Raw genomic sequence first — 21,175 nt, 5'->3', positions numbered from 1 at the left:
TTTTGCAATTTTCCGACTTTTTCAAACAAATTTTCAAGGCTATTTCCGAACTTTATAAAAAAGACTCTGAAACAGAGTTCAGAATCTTAATTATACTTTTCTTGATAGAATTTGATTTCATCGCCATCTTCAACCTTAAGTTGGTTGGCTGCTTTTTCACCAAGTTTACCATTGACATCAAACATCCAATAGATGCCCTTATCTTTATCTTGAGAAATACCATCAATCTCAGTGATGAAGCCATCGTTTTCTTGAACAGGATATACCTCTTCCAATACATCAAGCACTGTATCACCTTTTTGGATTTCTACTGATTTTTTCTTACTTTCCTTATCTGTTTTCAAAATCAAAGTCACTTGACCTTGAACCTTAGACTGATGATTATTTGTGCTGCTAGTAAGTTTAGCTGCCTCATTTTTTCCACAGGCTGCTAGAGTAACAAGTGATAAAGCAAGAAAAATATATGTCGCTAATTTTTTCATTTCAAAAACCTCCTAAAAATAGACTGGATGAATGGATAGAATAGAAGCGTCGATACTGCATGATAGGTGTCGTAAAGAAGACCAGAGATAACAAAGGTAAGACCACTCTTAAATAGGAGGCCATAACTGTAATCCATGAGAACTCCGTAGAGAAAGGACAAAAGAGTTACCAAAGCTATCTGCCAAACAAGTGATAACCTAGGTGCAATCAAACTCCAAAGAGCCATCAATACTCCGAAAGCCAGAATCTGATTAAAGACCCAGGGACCAAAACCAAAGATGAATCCTGAGATGGCCATGGTTAAAGCCATAATCAAGAGACCATCTACCAAGCCCAAATAAAGAACAGCCACAAAAAACATAGCTGTAATAGGCTGAATATTTGGCAATCCTATAAATGCTGACCGTAATCCTACTGCCAGAGCTGACAGAATGGCTATCCGAGCCATTCGTTGAATCGTTAATTTCATATATCTATTATGCCAGAAATAAGGAAATATGACTAGTTTTAAAAAATAAAAACTAAAGATTTCTTGAAATACAGAGTGAGATAGTACAAATTGTAGAAAATAACATTCCTTGTTGCCTCTCCCAAATATCAAACAGTTTGAGCAGGCTGAATATTTGATATAAAAAGTGTTCTCTCATTCACTATCCTCTGTAATCTTGATAACAGTAAATAATTAAGTTCAATTAATTATAAAAGTTAACTTGACTTAATTTTTGTTTTAAAGTATATTAAACTCAAGGAGGTAGCTAATGATTCAAATTGAAAATATTAATGTGTCTTACCAACAGACATTAGCTCTGGATAATATCACCTTAAACTTGGAGGGACCTAGTATTACTGGGATTATTGGACCAAATGGTGCTGGTAAATCAACTCTAATTAAAGCATTAATTGGTATTATTCCTCACTCTGGAAAAATCCTTTTCAATAAACAACCTATTCGTCAGCAATTGAATCGTATTTCCTATGTTGCACAGAAGGCTGATATTGATTTTAACTTTCCGATTACTGTCAGAGAGTGCATCTCTCTAGGACTCTATCCCAAAACCAAGTTCTTTAAACGTCTATCTAAGAGTGATTGGTCTAAGGTCACAGATGCTTTAACACTACTTGGTCTAAATGATTTGGCCCATCGACAAATAAGCCAATTATCAGGAGGCCAATTTCAACGTGTTCTAATCGCTCGTTGTCTTGTACAAGAGGCTGATATTATTTTATTAGATGAACCCTTTGTAGGTATTGACTCTGTTAGCGAAGATATTATCATGAACACCTTGAGAGAACTTAGGGACAAAGGTAAGCTTATTCTTATTGTCCACCATGATTTGAGCAAAGTTCCTCATTATTTTGACCAAGTTATCCTCCTAAATCGTAAACTGATTGCTAGTGGGCCTACTAATCTTGTTTTTAATGAGGATAATCTCCGTAAAACCTACGGTAACAGTTTATTTTATAAAGGAGATGTAAATGATTTCTGAATTTATTGATGGTTTGCTAAATTTCCACTTCTTACAAAATGCTCTTATAACGGCTTTAGTTATTGGAATTGTCGGGGGTGCTGTTGGTTGTTTTATTATTTTAAGAGGGATGTCACTTATGGGTGATGCAATTTCACATGCGGTTCTACCTGGGGTAGCCATTTCCTTTATCTTGGGTATTAACTTTTTCATAGGAGCCATCATCTTTGGACTTTTAGCTTCTACAATGATTACCTATATCAAAAGTAATTCCATTATTAAGAGTGACACGGCAATTGGGATTACCTTTTCGAGCTTTCTAGCTCTCGGTATTATTCTCATCGGTGTTGCTAATAGTTCCACAGATCTCTTTCATATTCTCTTCGGGAATATTCTAGCTGTACAAGACATGGATATGTGGATAACGATTATCGTTTCACTTCTCGTACTAGCAACTATTACAATCTTCTTTCGCCCTCTACTCCTAACATCCTTTGATCCAATTTTGGCCAAGTCTATGGGAGTTAAGGTCACCTTCTACCACTACTTACTTATGGTTATTCTAACTTTGGTTTCTGTAACTGCCATGCAGAGTGTTGGCACTATTCTTATTGTGGCACTTTTAATTACACCGGCTGCCACTGCCTACCTTTATGTTCATAGCCTAAAAACAATGATTATTCTCTCATCAGGATTGGGGGCTCTGGCATCTGTTCTAGGTCTTTTTATCGGCTATAGTTTTAATATTGCGGCTGGTTCGAGCATTGTATTAACGTCTGCTCTACTCTTTCTCATCAGCTTTTTCATCGCCCCAAAACAAAGTGGCATGAATAAAACTTCTAAACAATAAAAAATAGGATGAAAATAATATGAAAAAAATACTATCAACAATAGTACTACTACTTTTAGCGGTAGTTACTCTAACAGCTTGTACCAATAAACAAGGCAGTAACAAGGATAAATTACGAGTCGTTACGACCAATTCCATTATTGCTGATATCACCAAAAATATTGCCGGAGATAAAATCACTCTCCACAGTATTGTCCCCGTTGGTAAGGATCCTCACGAATACGAACCCCTTCCTGATGATGTAAAGAAGACATCGCAAGCTGACTTGATTTTTTACAACGGTATTAATTTAGAAACTGGTGGAAATGCTTGGTTTACTAAGTTAGTCAAGAATGCTCATAAAACAGAAAATAAAGATTATTTTGCAGTTAGTGATGGTGTTAAGGTAATTTACCTTGAAGGTCAATCAGAAAAAGGTAAGGAAGATCCCCACGCTTGGCTTAATCTGGAAAATGGGATTATTTATGCTCAAAATATTGCCAAGCAACTGATTGCTAAGGACCCTAAAAACAAGACCTACTACGAAAAGAATCTAAAATCCTATACTGACAAACTTAGTAAACTGGACCAAGAAGCTAAAGAAACATTTAACAAGATTCCCGATGAGAAAAAACTGATTGTCACTAGTGAAGGATGCTTCAAATACTTCTCAAAAGCCTATGGCGTACCATCTGCCTACATCTGGGAAATCAATACAGAAGAAGAAGGCACACCAGACCAAATCAAAACACTCGTGGAAAAACTACGTCAAACAAAGGTACCAGCTCTCTTTGTCGAATCTAGTGTCGATGAACGCCCTATGAAAACAGTATCTAAGGATACCAATATTCCTATCTATGCAAAGATCTTTACAGATTCTATTGCTGAAAAAGGGCAAGACGGTGACAGCTACTACAACATGATGAAATATAATCTGGATAAAATCACCCAAGGCTTGAATCAGTAAAAATCTTATCTAAGAAACATTCTGTATTCTTATGATAAATCTGTTATACTAAGGTGAGACTATTTTCAAAGGAAGAGAAATGACACCTAACAAAGAAGACTACCTCAAATGTATCTATGAGATTGGTACTGAAGAAGGCAAAATAAGCAATAAGGAAATCGCAAACCGTATGCAGGTGTCTCCACCTGCTGTGACGGAAATGATTAAGAAATTGATTTCAGAAGACCTCATCATCAAAGACAAAGTCAAGGGCTATCTTCTAACGAAAACTGGTAAAATCAATGTCGCTGAACTCTATCGGAAACATCGCCTCATCGAAGTCTTTTTGGTGGACCACTTGCAATACACTTGTGATCAAATTCATCAAGAGGCTGAAATTTTAGAGCATACTGTCTCTGATCACTTCATCGATGCGCTTGACCGCCTACTCAATTACCCTCAAACCTGTCCACACGGTGGGCAAATCCCCAAGTCAGGTCAGCTCATAGAGGAAATCTACAATCAGACTTTTACACAAGACCTAACTCCTGGAGACTATGTACTTCGTCGAGTTCAGGATCAAATTGATTTACTCCATTATTTGGAAACTGTCGGTCTTAAAATTGGAGTAACTTTTACCTTGAAAGGCTTTGACCCTTTTACACTACTATACCGCCTGAATATTGATGGAAAAGAAATTCAAATTCCAGAAACTGTTGCTAGCAATCTTTACATTGAAGCAAACTAAAAAAGCGAGGCTGATGAACACACTTAGAAGTGTCATCAGCCTCACTTTTTTTACATTTGTTTCAAGCGTTCCACCCGTTCTGAAATTGGGGGGTGGGTATAAAAGAGCTTCTGCAAACCAGATTCTTTTTTAGGGTCATTGATAAAGAGGGCTGCGCTAGCATCATCCACGTGATGTTGCATTGGCGCACTATTATCAAGTTTGAGCAGAGCGTTAATCATACCTTGTGGGTTACGTGTCAATTCGACGCTAGAAGCATCAGCTAAAAATTCACGCTGGCGTGAAATGGCCAACTGAACCAAGGTAGCTGCTAAAGGCGCCAGAATAATGGCAATCAAAGAAATAATGAGAAGAATAATCTCCAAGCCACTACTTCCATTACGATCATCATCATTTCTACGACGGCCTCCACCCCAGAACATCATATTACGAGCCATCCCAGCTAGCATGGTAATGGCAGATGCTAAGGCAACTGCTATGGTAGAGATTCGGATATCGTAGTTGCGAATATGACTCACTTCATGTCCAATAACTCCTTCAAGTTCCTCACGATTCATAACCGCAAGAAGACCTGTCGTAGCAGCCACCGCAGCATTTTTAGGGCTAGATCCCGTCGCAAAAGCATTCATTGAAGGATCATCGACAATAAAGACACGTGGCATCGGTATTTGTGCCACCATAGCCATATCCTCAACAACATGATAAAGGTTCGGAGCGGTTTGTTCGTCAACCTCTCGTGCACCATTCATAGCCATAACGACATTGGTTGATTGGAAAATCATGGTAACGGCATAGATAAAACCGATAACTAGAGCAAGAATCAGACCACCGAAGCCTGAACCTAACCAAAGATAGCCGACACCGTAACCAACAAGGCCCAACAAGAGGAAAAAGACCAGGAGCAAAAGCCAAGTCTTTCTCTTATTTCGAGCAATCTGATCAAATAACATATTAGTTACCTAGTCCACTGAAATCAACCTTAGGCACAGCTTTTTCTTCTTCTGGTGTTTCAAGGAATTCAGCAGCCTTAAAGCTAAACATTTTAGCAATAACATTGCTTGGGAAGGTTTCCAATTTCACATTGTAGTTACTTGTCACACTGTTATAAAGTTGACGTGAATAGGCAATTTTATTTTCAGTGTTCGTCAACTCTTCTTGAAGTTGGCTGAAGTTGGCACTAGCCTTAAGATCAGGGTAACTTTCAGCTACGGCAAAGATTCCAGAAACCTGACGAGTCAATTCATCACTGGCACGCATCGCTGCTGCAGGAGAAGTCGCAGCTGCTACTTGATTACGAAGTTCTGCTACTTTTTCAAGCGTTGAACCTTCATATTTAGCGTAACCTTTAACTGTTTCAATCAAGTTAGGAAGGAGATCATTACGACGTTTCAATTGAACATCAATTTGACTCCAAGCCTCCTTGGTTTGCATACGGCTTTTAACCAAGCCGTTATAACTTGTAATAACAAAAATCACAAGAACAACAATAATGGCAATAATAATCCAAATCATATTTAGTTTCCTTTCTTATACTTAAAAAGAGTCGGTACGACTTCTCTTACAAGTATTTTGATAGTCTCAGTATATCAAATTTTCAGATAAAAGTGGTAAAATGTGAGCCGTTTTACAAAAAAACTGGACATCTTGTCCAGCTTTTTTTATTACTCTTTAGACGTGTGTCGTTTGCCTTGGGCTAGGGCATCTGCTCTGTCATAGTAACGACATTTGCTTTGTTGGTGTTGCTAGGCATACTATTGATGTCATACCAATAAACATCTGCTGTTCCATGACGCGCCACATAAACTGTTCTACTCTCTTCTTGTATAGGTTGCACAGGCTCTGATTCAGAACTCGGTTGTTCAGTCACCTGTGAACTCTCAGAACTAGGCTCAGATGGTGCTTCAGTAAATTCAGTTACCGTATTTGTTGCTGTCCCATCTGCATAATTGATTTCTGCATTTGGTGATTGGTTATCTAAGACAACATGTGTAACTCCCTGACTGTCAAGAGTCTCCTTATCTCCACCAAGTTTAATTTCCAAGAGGTTTCCAGAACTATCGATACCAACATACTGAAGTTCCACTTGACGAGGCAACAACTCGTCTCCACTGTAGATAGCTGTTACCTTATAATCTAACCAATAGTTAGGGTGGAGTGCCAGCCAGTTATCCAAGCGATTCTCGTAATAAAGCATGCCTGACTGATTACCTTCGTCGGTTCCTTTATAATTTCCAGAGTTCAACCAGGCAGTCATAGGTACTAAATTTTTGCCCTCGTCATTGACACCAGAAAACTGATAGCCAATCAAATGTCCTCGATTCATTAACCAAGATTTTGATTTACCATCACCATAATAAAACTTATAGTTATGCCATCCTACAGGATCATATTTTATTTTACCGGGGCGTTTATTCTTTGGCTCGTCCTTATCTTGTAACTGTATATGAGCACTGTGGGCGCGTCCTAACTGGTCCTTTTCCTCCATGACAAACTGCTTTTGACCATTAAAAGCTAATATACCATTGTTCTCATCCGCTTGAGCTGCTTGAGAGCTTACAGTCAACGATTGTTTGCTAGTATCTACTGAAAATCCGAAACCTAAAGTAAATACTAAAACAAGAAGGGCAAATAAACGAATCCTACTATTTCTTTTTTCTTTCATTATCTTAACTCCTTAATTTTTCATCACTTTAATTATACAGGACCAAATCAAAGTGGATGATTAAAAATAAAGAATAATGATATTAGCCATCTTAGAACTTGCTTAAAAAACAAGAAACATCCATTTTCTTGGATGCTTCTTACCTATTATTTACCTGCTTTTTTACCTTGTTTTGTAAGATAAACTGTAGATATACTTAGTGCCGCAGCAAGTCCGACAAGAAGGAAGACCGTTGTCGTATTAGACTTACCTTTTTCTTTTGAGGTGCTAGCTTGACTTTCAGAACCCTTAGCAACCTGGTTTGCCTCAGTTGTTTTATCAATACGGGCGACATTCTTAGGTGTCTCATCCTTCTTGCTTTCCGCCCATTCTGACAAATCATTGCCACTCTCTTTGACAACACCTTCAGAGCTTGCAATCGAAGCTGCTTCTGAAGCTAATGTTTCAGATGCCATAACCGCCATGACTTTAATTGCGATTACATCCACAGATTTCTCATTCAAAAGAGAATTAAAGCGAATAGCTTCTGAGGCAAACTGACTGCTTGTTACAGAGGTTTTTAGGTCGTTGTTATAGGCGACCTGACTATTTGACAAAATGCTGACAACTTCTGATGTACTTGTAGTTGTTGGAGCCTCAGAGACTTTAACAGCAACCGGACTTGTTGATCCCTTTTCAATAACTTCTGAAGTAAGCTCGCTAATTGGATTTTTCTGTGTGCTCTCTGAAGTCGGAGAGTTTTCTGGACTGTCAGAAGTAATGGCTACGTCAACCTGACTGGTAGATGAAGCTACTAATGTTTGCTCACTCTTTGGTAACTCAGAGTCTGAAGTCTCTGAGTTGACTTCACTGTTAGATGCTTCAGAGACTGGAGTACTTGAATCTGCTTCACTCTTTGGTGTTTCTGATTCTGAAGTCTCGGATACCACTTCACTAGTTGATGCTTCAGAAACTGGGGTACTTGATCCTGCTTCACTCTTCGGTGTTTCTGATGCTGAAGTCTCAGATGCCACTTCACTGTTTGATGCTTCGGAAACTGGAGCTGTTGAACCTGCTTCACTTTTTGGTGTTTCTGATGCCGAAGTTTCGGATACTACTTCACTAGTTGATGCTTCAGAAACTGGGGTGCTTGATCCTGCTTCACTCTTCGGTGTTTCTGATGCCGAAGTTTCGGATACTACTTCACTATTGGATGCTTCGGAGACTGGGGCTGATGAACTTTCCTCACTCTTTGGCGTTTCCGATGCCGAAGTCTCAGATACCACTTCACTAGTTGATGCCTCGGAAACTGGGGCTGATGAACTTTCCTCACTCTTTGGCGTTTCCGATGCTGAAGTCTCAGATACCACTTCACTAGTTGATGCTTCGGAGACTGGGGCTGATGAACTTTCCTCACTCTTTGGCGTTTCCGATGCTGAAGTCTCAGAGACTGGATTATTGACTGGCTTTGGCTCAGGCTTTGTTGGAGAAACTGTTGAAACAGCTCCAACAATCATCGCCTTATTGTCAATCGTATTATTTGATATACGGATTTCTCCATTACCATTGTCACCCATCTCAAAGTTTTTGGTAATCACCGGCTCAGCCAAGGTATTCAATAGCTTATTATCGTAAACATCGACATTCTTGATTGTTCCACGAACTTGTTGGAAATCAATGGCACCACGATGGAGATTATAGAGGTCATTAGTTGTTCCTGAACGTAGAATGGTATTATCATGAATCTTAATTCCAGAATCATTGAGGTCAAAATTGTGGCCTGCAAAGACTGTGTTTACACGGATACCTGCTCCAGCAAAGACGTCCTTGATGAGGTTTCCTGAGATTTCATGACCCTTACCACCAAAAATACCGATACCAGCCGCACGCCAGCCTGATTCAATGGTGTTGTTGAGGAATTTATTATTTTCCTCGGCTGCGGCATTTGTCCCATCTGAAATACTTGACCAGATAGCCAAACCATCATCACCATTCCCACGGATGTTAGAGTTTTTTACCGTTGAATTCTTGGTTCCTTGAGCAAAGTTAATACCATCAGCCAAGTTATTACGGATACGAGCATTTTCAACGACAAGACCATCCGTATACTTCATATTTCCCGTTTGGTCATAGTCTCCAATCCACATACCAACTTCAAAATGCTGAACCCAGATGTCATGAATTTTCGAATCCTTGCCAAGTGTTCCCGAAATAGCCTTGTACTGTGCGTCTTCGTTATAACGAGAGGTCAAGTTGGAATCCATATAAAGATTGCTCAACTCAATACCATTACTGTTATGACCAAAGACAATACCACCACCATAGCGTTTGTCACTTGTGAAGTGTAGTTGCGTATGCCAAACACCGGCACCTGAAATTTTTAGATTATCCGCTTCGATATTAACTTGTTTGTCAAAATTGAAACGTCCTTCTGGAATATAGACAGATTTTCCGCTGGCTTTAGCTTCTTCAACAGCCGCAAGTAGGGCAGCTGTGTCATCACTATCATCATTAGCAGATGCACCCTTATCCACGATACTGATACTATTTTCACTTTGGGCAACTGGCGCTGGAGCCTGTTCTAGCTCAATAAAATCAATACCATAAGGGATATTGTCATCTTTCTTCTTAACCAGAGAAATCTTATCACCAGATTTCAATTGGATGTCCTTGAGGAGAAGACGTGTCTCATCAAAACGGAAACGTGCACTTGAACCATCAATAGCTTGATCATACTCATGGTCACCTTTAAGGTACTGCCATGCTGAGTGAGATGACAAATCAAGATTACCAACGCTTGATCCATTAACCTGGACATCCAGCTGACCTGACGCACCATCAGGTATTGTATAACGCACATTCAAAGCATTGGCTGGCTCAGTAACATTGAAAGTCACTGCCGCATCCTTTTTAGGAAGCTCGACATAAGTTTGATTAGTCGCCTCCACAGCCGTAGATTCCATATCCGTTGACTGTTGAATTGTAGCGCCATTTTCAACAGTCGCATTTTCTGCTTCATGAGTCGTGCAAGGCATTTTGGCACCGTAGGTATCTGTGCTATACTCCTTGCCTTGAGTTTGATCATCAGTCGCATTGGTTAAAACGTTTGCTGAGGTTTCTTGAGTTTGTGGGTTGCTTGCCTCAACCAATTGATTAATGGTAGGAGTCTGTTCAGCTGCTTGAACAGTTGTTACCTGAGGTTGAACTGGAGCAATATTGGCAGGTTGCAACGCTTGCACTGTCTCTGCTGACGCTTGCTCTGAAGTCGCCAATTGGGCCGTTGAGGCTGTTTGAGGTGTCTGTGCCTGATTTGAGGCATCAGTCAACTCACTAATCGATTGTGCCTCATCAGCCTGAGCTGCTTGCCCATTGGCAAGAGCCATGAACCCAATCAAGGCTGATGCTGCCCCAATGGAATATTTACGGATACTGTACTTTGGTTTCGTTTTTCTTTCTTTAAACAAGTCTATTCTCCTGATACTTTTTTCACAATCTCTCTATCTTAGGACCAAGCCGTCCTTTGAAAGAAAATAAAGATTCCCTCATATTAAAAATTGTTAATAATTCTGTTGTTTTTCTTATTAAAAACAAACCAAAGTAAATTATAAGGGATGAGAAAACAAAATAAAAGGCTAAGTAATCCAGTTTAACAAGGCCTTAACAAAATTGTCATATTAGAAAGTTCAGTCATTCACCTCTAAATTATAGTCTAAAAATGTCGCACAAAAAGGTAATTTCTTTCACGTGTAAGAAAGAGAAAACTCTAAACTTCCATAAAGGCTTATTTAGCAAGATTTATCGGCTAAAACAATCAAATTGTATTAAATCTGTTTTCTCAGATTTATGTCAAACGTTTGACAGTCTTTTTTAATTTTACGATTCAAAGTATTATTTTCCGAATGTTTAAGTATTACAAATGTTAAATACCCAAAAATAAAAAAAGAGACAAAAACTGCCTCTGACTTTTCAAATAAATGTTTATTCCTAACTGATTCTTACGATAACAATGTCTCTAATTCTTCAACCGATAAACCAGTCACATCCGATACTACTTCTAACGACAGACCTTTTGACAGCATCTTACGAATCAGTTCTAGTTGTCCCTCATAACGACCTCGTTCTAACCCTTGTTTAAGTCCACGCTCTAGTCCTTGCTCTAACCCTTGTTCCAAGCCTTCTTCACGTGCTTCATCGATAGCTGTTTCCATAGTCATGTCATAATTTTCTTGAATACGTATGCGTTCATCAATCATCGCCTTTTCCTCCTGTCGATTGTTTTTTACGATAACAATGCCTCTAGTTCTTCAACCGATAAACCAGTAACAGCTGACACAACTTCTAGTGATAGACCTTTTGACAGCATCTTGCGAATCATTTCTAGTTGTCCCTCATGACGGCCTCGTTCCAACCCTTGCTCTAACCCTTGTTCCAAACCTTCCTCACGTGCTTCATCGATAGCTGTTTCCATAGTCATGTCATAATTTTCTTGAATACGTATGCGTTCATCAATCATCGCCTTTTCCTCCTGTGTCCAGCTGGATGAATCCAGTAATGAATCGGCATGCGTGACCGCTTGACTAGGTTCCTTAGAAAATGGGAGATTTCCAAAAAACTCTAGCCACTGCCGCCCTTCATCCGTAATATGCTTACCTTTATTATACTTATCCAACTCTAAAAAGGCAATCTGAAGAAGGTTTTGCCGTTTCCCATCCTTGTAGTAAGAATTTAACGGATTGCTCGTCCGACTATTGGCCATCCAATAAGTATTAATCGGGGACTCCTCATCTGGCAACAAGGTCTTCTCCAAGATAGCTATGCCATAGACTGGCTCCATCTGCTCATACATCTTATGCGTCTGTCCTTGTTGGCGTAATTGTTGCACATTTTCCACCAGCTGGTTAGCCAAATAATAATGAAAACGATTGAGAAAATAATGCTGCTTACGCACCTGAATCTCAATGATAACCTCAGTTCCATCATTCAACTTGGCTCGAACATCCACCGACGTTGAAAAGAGCTCATCCTCATCAAAGTCCTTTTTATGAAGCTGCGTCCCCTCCAAAATCTGAGCATCCACAACATCCAAATCCAAAATATCTCGAATGAAAGCCACCGTCACCTCAGGCAGACTGAAAATCTTCTTAGCCATGATATCCAAGGTCGGTGAGACATGCTTGTGTCTTTTTTCCATGTACCTCTCCTTAAGAAAAAATAGAGGATTGGCCCCTCTACTACTATCTATTCGGAAAAAGTAAATGAAAGCTTGCAACTACCCCTTAAATGCTTTCACAAAAGCCTTGAGTTCTTCGTCTGCTTCTGGAGTAGTTCCATGAAGCTGGCCAAGCATATCAAGAAGGGATGCTGTCTGACTTTCGATCGTCGCATTGGTCTGATTAATCTTAGCCACAATCTCGGTCAAAGGCTCCACTTCTTCTTCCTCAAAGGTATCCACATAGCGAGGAATATTAAGGTTGTAGTCATTTTCCACAATCTCTTCAAAGCTAGCCAGATGGGCGAACTTGTCCATATCCTCACGACTCTTATAGGCATCGAGAATCTTTTCAATATGGGCGTCTGTCATGATATTCTGATTTTTCCCTTTATCAAACTCCTTAGAGGCATCGATAAAGTAAACATCACGATTGGTGCGGTTCTTTTTGAGAATGATAACCGTCGTCGGAATACTGGTGTTAAAGAAAATATTAGCAGGCAGTCCGATTACCGTATCAATGGCACCTTCTTCCAACAAAGCCTTACGAATAGTCCCTTCGGCATTACCACGGAAGAGCACACCATGAGGTAGAACGATGGCCATAACACCATTGTCTTGCTTCAAGTGATAGTAACCATGCAAGAGGAAGGCAAAATCAGCCTTAGACTTAGGTGCTAGTTTCCCAAATGGTGAGAATCGGGGGTCATCCATGAAACCTGAGCTTGCAGACCACTTGGCTGAATAAGGTGGGTTCATGAGAACACCGTCAAAGTTAGTTGGCTCTTGTGTTGGCCAATCCTCATCCAAGGTATCTGCGTTGTGTAAAAACTGGTTTTCAATCGGCACACCATGCAGAATCATGTTCATACGTGCTAGGTTATAAGTTGAGGTATTCAACTCTTGACCAAAGTAAACCACTGTCTGTGGTTGACGTGAATAGCGTTTGGCATTAAGTAAGAGCGATCCTGACCCCATAGTCGCATCGTAAAGGGTAAAGCCTTGCTTGTCCTCACGTCCTAAAAAGGCAATCTGCGTCATGAGCTTGGCAACAGGTTGCGGCGTATAAAACTCACCAGCTTTTTTACCCGAATCCGTCGCAAACTGACCAATCAGGTACTCGTAAGCATCACCAAGCATATCACCAGCATGACCTGCCACATCTAGGACAGCCAACTCTTTCATCACAGCCGCAACCGTTTGGTTTTGCTTTTGAGGAGTCGCTCCAAGTTTTTTAGAGTAGAGGTCGATGTCTTCAAAAAGGTTTTCATAGAGCTCGTCACTCTGCTCAATATCACGGAAGCCCTGAGCCAAGTCCTCTAACTGAAAGCTTCCATCGTTCACTCGCTCCACTAAGGCCGTAAAGGTTAAGTCAGGATGAATAGCATAGCTCATCTCATCAGTGATGACTGCCAAGAGGTCCTCGTGAGTCTCCTCGTCCTCGTAGTATTTGCGATAGACCGCCAGTGCCTCTTCCAAGCTTTCTGTCTCCTCCTCCATGGTCTCTGCCACGAAAAAGAGCATCTTGTCCGACAAATACTTGTAAAAGACCATGCCCAAGAGATAAGACTTGTAGTCGTTGGCATCCATCTTAGAGCGGAGCACATCCGCTGAGTTCCACAGGGCTTGATAAAGCGACTGGGACGTTTGTGTTGTTTCCATAGTAATTCTTTCTGATTTCTTTTAGACCTTTTCTTGTTCCAGTGGGACGACAGCAAGGGTCTTGCCCAGACTGGCTAAGACTTTCAAGACCGTGTCCAATTGAGGGCTGGTCTTTCCTGTCTCCATCCGAGCGATGACCGGTTGACTGACCCCACTGAGTTCTTCTAGTTTCTTTTGGCTAATGCCCTTTTCATGCCGAGCTTCGATCAGCTCAGTCATAATCGCGACCCGCAGATCACTTTCCAGGATTTCTTCCTTTGTGAAGAGCTCTGCTCTCACATCTTTCCAATTGCTGCCAATGGCACTATTCTTCATCTTTTAGCCCTCTTTCCTTCAAATCTTGCAACTCCCGCTTGGCTTTCTCGATCTCTCGTCTAGGTGTCTTTTGCGTCTTTTTGACAAAATGATGCAGTAAGACAAAGCTTCCATCCAACCAAGCCACGAATAAAATCCGATCCCGCAAGGGTCTCAACTCCCAAATCTCTGCATCCAGATGCTTGATATAGGGTTGGCCAGCACAGGTACCATGTTGACTCAAAAGTTCGATGTAGTCGTTGAGCTTGTTGAGTTTGATCCGGCTGTCCTTGCTATCGTGACGAGCTAGCTCTCTCATGTAGTCCAAGACCGGTTGATTCCCCTGTTTGTCCTTATAAAAATAAATAGCGTGCACAAAGCGACCTCTTTTCGAATTCATTATAACTCTAAAGTTATTAAAAGTAAATACTTTTAAGTTATTAAGAACTAAGAATCACCCTTTGAAAGAATCAAAGGGGCTCACTTATACTATTCGAAAAAGGCTGTGCTTAGGGTTGCTGATAAGGATCATTTTTTAAGGTTAGATAAACATATCTTGTAAGAGTTTCTTTTTCAGAGTTTCTAGCTGAAAAATTTTTTCTTGGTGAGAGTTGATAAGATTATCGAGGTTAGAGAAGTAGGTGCCGATGGCTTGTTGTTCATCTAAAGATGGTATTTTTATTTTTAAAGAAGAAACTTGTTCTAAGGATAGATTTGGTTGTGCACCTACTGTGGGATTTTTTCGGATATAATCTTTCACAACTTCCCCAGATAATACTACTAACAAAAAATATGCATCTAATTTATACCCTCTAATAATTGCAAGAGCTTGATTTGTATTAGCTGGAAGAATATTATTTTTAACAATTGCAGTTCTACCAAGAGTACCCGCAATAGAAAATAATATATCTCCTTCATACAGTATAGATCTCTTCAAACTTCCGAAATGTTCTTCCTCTGAAATTTTAACAATAGGATAGATTTCATTATCTTTTAAGTTTTCAACCTTAACAAAGTTAACCATTCCTTGTTCTGATTGCGATTTTCCTGTAGTTCCTTTTGTAATCAAATCACAAAAATCACCTAACTTAATTAGATCCCACTCCCCTTCAAATCCATCCAAACGTATCTCAGGAACTGTATGTCCAGATTTAGGAAACATCTTGGAAAGCATGCTCGCCTTGAGGGATTGGTAGTTGGCGAGATTGTCCTTGTAGCTAGCCAGAAGGTCGTCGAGGAGGCGGAAGAGGGAGCCAATGGCGGATTGTTCTTCTAGAGATGGAAAAGATATTTTAAATTTTTCTACATCATTTTTTGTAATGTTAGGATCTTTTCTACTACTCGCTGCAACATTTCTCCAACTATCTTTTCTTAAATTTAAGTAATTAAGTAGGAAATATGAATTTATTTCCTTAACTGGTAACAAACTAGCCAGAGCCTGGTTAATTGTAGCAGGGTAAGTTAGTAATCCAGTCCTCCCGATTTGATTAAAACCACCATACATTGCTATCAATATAGTATTTTTAGGTAAAGTTTTTAATTTCTTGGCTCCATGATCTGAAATCTTCTCTTCATTTACATAAATCAAGGAATTGTTTAAATCTGTTGTTTTTATCCAAGGAATCGTACCATTGTCATAATTATTTCTATCAGAACGTGATGGAGTATTACCTGAATATATTTCAAACAATTCTCCTAACTTTGATACTTTCCAAGGACTATCATATCCATAAAATCTCATTTTGGGGATTGACACTGATTACTCCTCTTTTCTAATAATTATTTATACACTTTTCTATCTATTGGATCATAATTAAATACCCCAAATATTTATTAGTTCTAGTTAACCGTCACAATAAGAACTACAATAAAACTTCTGCCATCCCACCAATATCTTGACTTTGCACAAATACAACTTCTCTCCGACCAGTTAATTCAACCAATTTATCTTTGCCTAGAATAATGGCTAAATTCTTAATTATTGATCGTTTTGTAGGATTATCATAGTATGTAAAAATGAACCGATAGTTAGAAGAGTTCTCAAGTAAATTAAAACACTTTCTAAAAATTTCCTTATCAAGTGGATCAACAGAGTGACCAAAAACTACAATGTTTAAGAGAGTTTCTGATCCCCAAGTATCTTTGCTTCTATCAATAAAAAATTTCTCGTACTTATTTCCAGTCTCTTTAACGACACGTTGATAGAATTTTTGATAAGGCATTAAATCACTATTGATTTCAGTTTCCTTATCTTCAATGCCAAAAACCATGGTATTAATTTTATGTTTTTGTCTTTTTAAATCAATTTCTCCATGTATAAAATGGGTCTTTTCTAAGTGAATTTTATAAAGTTTATTTGGGGTATGTGTATAGTTAAAACTAATCACACTAGCCTCTGAAATTCCATCTATGGCATTTAACACTGTATCACTAGGAATAATTTGTTCAACTTCAAAATCTATGTAGTCTCTATAAGAAAGGTAAATTTCTAGGAGCTCAGTCAGTAAATCAAGATGCCTAATAAACTCATTATTTAATTTCGATATGGCTAATCCTCTCTCTAGCTTATCCCATCCGGATCTATTATAAAGTTTTAAAAAAATGGTACCGATGAATATTTTTGAAGCAGAATTTCCCTCTCCATTCATCATTTTATGAAATTGGCCAACATATTGGGGGGATAAGGTACCACTTTTGTGATATAACTTGTCGGAATTTAGTTTGAAAAAATCTATTGCTTCAGCAAGTTGAGAAATCATGATTTCAAGATTTGACCAATTTTCACCAAGGCTAGATCTATTATCGTTTATAAACCTAAGGTATAAATTATCTTTATATTTCTCAATATCAATATTATTACTGTCAAGAAATGACTGCAAATGGTCATCTTTTTCTACAAATAATTTGTTAGCAAATTCTACGAAATCACTATAACTCGTTTTTCGACCCATAGCTAAATCAAAGCCATTTCCTAAAATTAATATCGTATCTGCCATTTATTCTCCCTAATTATCTCCTCTACCTCCCTACTCTCAGTGGTTCAACAACCTCTTCAATGAGTTTGGTGTAGGCTTCTCTGATGTGTTTTTTGTAGCTGAGCGGGTTGAGGGCATCAGCTGTTTCTGCTTTGTAGTCTTTGTAGCGTTGGCTCTTGGTGAGCTGGCTTTCTCCCGATTGCTTCTTAGCCCCCTTACGATAGTGTTGGACATAGTAACGAAGTTCATCCAGTCCGACATACCATTCTCTGGCAAAGCGTTTGAGATGGTCGTCTATGATGTCTTCAATCATAGTGTCCAAGACACCAGTGATAGATTGTCCTTGGTAATCTTTAGGATTGACTTGGACTTCTTTCCACAGGTTTCGGATGATTTCGGCTAGTTTAGGATTGGTGCGTTCCAGACTCTGGATATAGTTATCAACCGTTTCGATATCCTTGTCACTGAGGGCCTGTGGACTATCCTCTTCCTGCTGGATCATACTTTGAATCAGTGTCAGGATGTAAGCATAGTTAATCTCATCGACTTGGACCGATTCCAGTTCGTAGTGGATGTCAAAGAAATTATCATCACCATCGTCTTCTGCTCGGCTTTTGAGCTCTGCTAGGATATTTTGATAGATTCCTAGATAAGTTTCGAGCTTTTCATCTGACAGTCCTGTCTCTGCATAGATAGCCGCTTCATCGTATTCGCTATAGACACGGATAGATGCCAGATACTTGTCAAAGGTTTGGTAAGCCTTGGCAATTCGACGAAGTTGTGGGCTAGAGGCCTGCTCAATCGTAATGACATAGTTTTCCACATCTTCCACTTTTACTTGGAAGTCTATCCAGGCTTGGATAAAGTTAGCTTTTTCTTCGTCCCAATCTGGGGCAGTGACGTCATTTTCACCACCGTTTGAGTAGAGCTTAAGGGCATTATCCACAGCCTCTTTAAAGGCCTCTGGTCTTTGGAAGGTAATGATGTGGCCATAACGCTTTTTACTGTCAAAGATGCGGTTGGTGCGACTAAAGGCTTGAATCAAATCCTGTGGACGCATAGGCTTACGATCGATAAAGAGAGTCGACAAACATGGGGCATCAAAACCTGTCAAAAGACGGTCAACGACGATGACCAAATCCAACTGCTCATTGCGAGGAATGTATTTATCTAACTTTCTAGCTAAACGATTATTGATATCCGTGTTAAAGCCACGAAAATCAGCCATATTAAAATGGGTACCGAACTCCTGATTGTAGTCGTCCATGACCTGCTTCATGTGCTCTTGGTAGTCGATAGACTCTTCTTCATTTTCCGACACTGAGTAGGTGACTGTCATCTTTGGAAAGTCGGGTAGCACGCGCTTAGCTCGCTCTGACACCTTGACACGTTCGTGTCCTGCCTTGATACTCTTGAGCAGATTGTAATAAGACTGAGCTTGTGGAATGGACTTAACCGTTAAGATAGCCTCGTAGGTCTTGCCCACACCATTTGGAAAGCCCAACTGTTGATAACTTTTGTTTAGGATAGCATCCAAGACTTCTAGCATGTGTTCTTTATCTTCATAAACAGAGTCAGGAAGATCTTTTTCAGGAATCGGCGAAATAATAGTATTCCGATAGTCTACCTTGAATCCCAGAACTGCTCCGTCATGGATGGCTTCTTTGACCGTATACTCGTGTAGGCGTTCGCCATATTGTTGGTGGGTGGTTTGTGCCAAATCGCCTAATTGCTTGCGTTTATTTTCCTTGAAAATCGGTGTACCAGTAAAGCCATACCAGAGCGAATTGTGGAAAAAGCCCTTGATATCCTTTTGCGTCTGAGGTGTGACCGCACGGTGACATTCATCCACAACGAATGCTACACGGAGGTCCTTGATTTTTTCCGAATCCTTTTGGTAATTACCTTCTCCAAACTTGCGCATCATGGTTGTGATTTTCTGGATAGTCGTCACAATCACTCGCTTATCATTTCCTACCAAACGCTTGACCAAGTCATGAGTATTGTCTGTTTCGTCGATATCGATGACATCATTGGCCGCATAAGAGAGAAAGGACGAGGTCGTCTGCTGGTCAAGGTCCCTACGGTCGACGACAAAGATGGTCTTTTGGATAGCTGGGATCTGCAAGAGGTTGCGAGCCACCTTGTAGGAGGTCAGGGTCTTACCAGAACCCGTGGTATGCCAGATATAGCCTGATTCCTGACGGCGAGAGGCATCTTGAACAGACTCGATGGCATGGATTTGATAAGGACGTAAGAGGATGAGGGCTTTCTTACTATCATCAATAACGGAGTACTGCATCACCATCTGATGGGCACGTGGAATAGACAGGACCTCATGGGCAAAATTCATGAGACTGGTCATGGGGTTATTATCTTTATCCACCCAAGATGTCAAGAATTGTTTATTGAGCTTATCCTCTCGTGCAGCTGCGATATAACGTGTATCAACCTTATTAGTCACAACAAACATCTGAAGGGCGGAATAGATGCCACGTAACTTTCCTTCACGGTCATACTTTTTGATTTGATGAAAGGCATCCAAAAAGGCCACACGAGGACTCTTGAGCTCGATATGGATAAGAGGAAGTCCATTGATCATCAGGGTTGTATCTAAACGACGGTCCTGATCTTGAGGATAGGCCTTGTCACGTTCCACCTGATTGACCACTTCGTAACTGGATTTTCCAGCAGCAATATTGTCACGCCAGATGACAGAAAGTCGGATAGTCCCAAGGCTAGCATCCTCACGTTGCACCTCGACTTTGGCAATACCATTTTCACCAGCCAACCACTTAGCAGCTTCATAATAGTTAACGAAGTTAAGCTGATTCTTGATTTGACGCTTCTCCTGGTCGGTCAAGGGATGGTCAGCTAGTAGAGCAACGTTATTTTGCGCTAACTTCTCAAAAAAGTTGTCCCATAATTGACCTTCATTTTTTAAGTCTGGGCGATAGGTCCACTGGCTCTCACCAGAGGTTAATTGCTCGATTAATTGACGTTCTATCTCAAGTTCTGGAGTAACTGCTGGCATGACTTATCCTTTCAACATTGTCGTAATCCCTTACATTATAGCATTTTCACGGTTTCTTTCATAGTTTTGGGAAAATTCAAACAAAAAAACACGGCTTGGTGCCATGTTTTTATCTTCTATTTACTCCCCCCTATGAATCGTAAACCCTGTGGCTTGTTGGTTAGCCATGATGGTCATGTCTGAAACCTGGACGCGTCGTGGTTGCTTGGTGACATAGAGGACAGCATCCGCAATATCTTGGGCTTGGAGGGCTTCCAAACCTTGATAAACCTTGGCTGCCTTGTCCTTGTCACCGTGAAAGCGAACTTGTGAAAAGTCGGTCTCAACGATACCGGGCTGAATGGTTGTCACCTTGATATCTGTGGCAATGGTATCAATACGCAAGCCGTCGCTGAAAGTTTTCACTGCGGCTTTTGTAGCTGAATACACAGCTGCACCTGCATAGGCATAGATGCCCGCCGTAGAGCCCATATTGATGATATGACCCTCATTGGCAGCTACCATGCTTGGCAAAATCTGACGTGTCACCATCATCAAGCCCTTGACATTGGTGTCGAGCATGGTCAGCAGATCCCACTCTTCATAATCTTGATAGGCTGTTAGGCCTAGTGCCAGGCCTGCATTATTGACTAAAACATGGACTTGCCCCACACTTTTGAGAATGGCTTGGCAAACATCCTTGACCATGTCCATATCGGTAACATCCAGTGCAAAGGTCCAAATTTTTTGGTCTGGATAGGTTGCTTGGAGCTCTTCTTTCAAGGCTTGAAGACGCTCCACACGGCGACCTGTTAGGATGAGATTTTCTCCCTCTTTAGCAAAGGCACGCGCCGTTGCTTCGCCAATTCCTGATGTTGCTCCTGTAATAAGTACGTTTTTAGGCATGAT

18 protein-coding genes and 1 pseudogene are annotated in these 21,175 nt (G+C 40.2%); 4 read left to right on the top strand and 15 right to left on the bottom strand.

Annotated elements, in window-relative coordinates; translation table 11 throughout:
- Positions 1–86: 86 nt before the first annotated feature.
- Complete coding sequence (locus BSR19_RS04100; protein WP_002890648.1) at positions 87–482, bottom strand: DUF4430 domain-containing protein; 396 nt, start codon at positions 480–482, stop codon at positions 87–89.
- Positions 479–952, bottom strand: coding sequence for a membrane protein (locus BSR19_RS04095; protein ID WP_037597654.1), 474 nt, complete (start codon positions 950–952; stop codon positions 479–481). The genes BSR19_RS04100 and BSR19_RS04095 overlap by 4 nt, the downstream gene beginning before the upstream one ends.
- Before the next feature lie 289 nt (positions 953–1,241).
- Here BSR19_RS04095 and BSR19_RS04090 point away from each other — a divergent pair, with 289 nt between their 5' ends.
- The 4 genes from BSR19_RS04090 to BSR19_RS04075 all read left to right on the top strand — a co-directional run bounded on the left by BSR19_RS04090 (position 1,242) and on the right by BSR19_RS04075 (position 4,472).
- Positions 1,242–1,970: a metal ABC transporter ATP-binding protein gene (locus BSR19_RS04090; protein WP_002890643.1), complete on the top strand. Its 729-nt coding sequence runs from the start codon at positions 1,242–1,244 to the stop codon at positions 1,968–1,970.
- Complete coding sequence (locus BSR19_RS04085) at positions 1,960–2,799, top strand: metal ABC transporter permease (protein ID WP_002890642.1); 840 nt, start codon at positions 1,960–1,962, stop codon at positions 2,797–2,799. Before BSR19_RS04090 ends, BSR19_RS04085 begins: the two co-directional genes overlap by 11 nt.
- Positions 2,800–2,818: 19 nt before the next feature.
- On the top strand, positions 2,819–3,745 hold the full coding sequence (locus tag BSR19_RS04080) for a metal ABC transporter substrate-binding protein (RefSeq protein WP_002890641.1): 927 nt from the start codon (positions 2,819–2,821) through the stop codon (positions 3,743–3,745).
- 79 nt (positions 3,746–3,824) lie between these two features.
- Positions 3,825–4,472, top strand: a complete 648-nt coding sequence (locus BSR19_RS04075) for a metal-dependent transcriptional regulator (RefSeq protein ID WP_002890639.1) — start codon at positions 3,825–3,827, stop codon at positions 4,470–4,472.
- Positions 4,473–4,522: 50 nt separating this feature from the next.
- Here BSR19_RS04075 and htpX read toward each other — a convergent pair whose 3' ends face one another.
- The 13 genes and pseudogenes from htpX to BSR19_RS04010 all read right to left on the bottom strand — a co-directional run bounded on the left by htpX (position 4,523) and on the right by BSR19_RS04010 (position 21,172).
- Positions 4,523–5,422, bottom strand: a complete 900-nt coding sequence (gene htpX, locus BSR19_RS04070; RefSeq protein ID WP_002890638.1) for a zinc metalloprotease HtpX — start codon at positions 5,420–5,422, stop codon at positions 4,523–4,525.
- A 1-nt stretch (position 5,423) separates the two neighbouring features.
- Positions 5,424–5,984, bottom strand: coding sequence for a LemA family protein (locus tag BSR19_RS04065; protein WP_002890636.1), 561 nt, complete (start codon positions 5,982–5,984; stop codon positions 5,424–5,426).
- Positions 5,985–6,133: 149 nt separating this feature from the next.
- Positions 6,134–7,134 (bottom strand): annotated as a pseudogene (locus BSR19_RS11805) (DNA/RNA non-specific endonuclease).
- Between the two features lie 146 nt (positions 7,135–7,280).
- Positions 7,281–10,577: a YSIRK-type signal peptide-containing protein gene (locus tag BSR19_RS04055; protein ID WP_156246619.1), complete on the bottom strand. Its 3,297-nt coding sequence runs from the start codon at positions 10,575–10,577 to the stop codon at positions 7,281–7,283.
- A gap of 531 nt (positions 10,578–11,108) precedes the next feature.
- Positions 11,109–11,366 (bottom strand): RpnC/YadD family protein, encoded by a 258-nt coding sequence (locus BSR19_RS04050; RefSeq protein WP_002890620.1) that lies wholly within the window; start codon positions 11,364–11,366, stop codon positions 11,109–11,111.
- Between the two features lie 26 nt (positions 11,367–11,392).
- On the bottom strand, positions 11,393–12,304 hold the full coding sequence (locus BSR19_RS04045) for an Rpn family recombination-promoting nuclease/putative transposase (protein ID WP_037597651.1): 912 nt from the start codon (positions 12,302–12,304) through the stop codon (positions 11,393–11,395).
- Positions 12,305–12,382: 78 nt separating this feature from the next.
- Positions 12,383–13,984 carry a type I restriction-modification system subunit M gene (locus BSR19_RS04040; protein ID WP_156246618.1) on the bottom strand — a complete coding sequence of 534 codons (1,602 nt, stop codon included), beginning with the start codon at positions 13,982–13,984 and terminating at the stop codon, positions 12,383–12,385.
- A 21-nt stretch (positions 13,985–14,005) separates the two neighbouring features.
- Complete coding sequence (locus BSR19_RS04035) at positions 14,006–14,299, bottom strand: helix-turn-helix domain-containing protein (protein ID WP_021144391.1); 294 nt, start codon at positions 14,297–14,299, stop codon at positions 14,006–14,008.
- Entirely contained in the window at positions 14,289–14,654 is a 366-nt protein-coding gene (locus BSR19_RS04030; RefSeq protein ID WP_156247079.1) for a type II toxin-antitoxin system RelE/ParE family toxin, read from the bottom strand. Before BSR19_RS04030 ends, BSR19_RS04035 begins: the two co-directional genes overlap by 11 nt.
- A 165-nt stretch (positions 14,655–14,819) precedes the next feature.
- On the bottom strand, positions 14,820–16,034 hold the full coding sequence (locus BSR19_RS04025) for a restriction endonuclease subunit S (protein WP_156246617.1): 1,215 nt from the start codon (positions 16,032–16,034) through the stop codon (positions 14,820–14,822).
- A 106-nt stretch (positions 16,035–16,140) separates the two neighbouring features.
- Complete coding sequence (locus tag BSR19_RS04020) at positions 16,141–17,274, bottom strand: AbiH family protein (protein ID WP_156246616.1); 1,134 nt, start codon at positions 17,272–17,274, stop codon at positions 16,141–16,143.
- Between the two features lie 22 nt (positions 17,275–17,296).
- On the bottom strand, positions 17,297–20,287 hold the full coding sequence (locus tag BSR19_RS04015; RefSeq protein WP_156246615.1) for a type I restriction endonuclease subunit R: 2,991 nt from the start codon (positions 20,285–20,287) through the stop codon (positions 17,297–17,299).
- Between the two features lie 120 nt (positions 20,288–20,407).
- The gene (locus BSR19_RS04010; RefSeq protein WP_156246614.1) at positions 20,408–21,172 is read right to left on the bottom strand and encodes an SDR family NAD(P)-dependent oxidoreductase; all 765 of its coding nucleotides are present in this window, start codon (positions 21,170–21,172) and stop codon (positions 20,408–20,410) included.
- Between the last annotated feature and the right edge of the window lie 3 nt (positions 21,173–21,175).

Source organism: Streptococcus salivarius, from assembly GCF_009738225.1.
Lineage (GTDB): Bacteria > Bacillota > Bacilli > Lactobacillales > Streptococcaceae > Streptococcus.
This window is presented reverse-complemented; position numbering and strand designations above follow the sequence as displayed.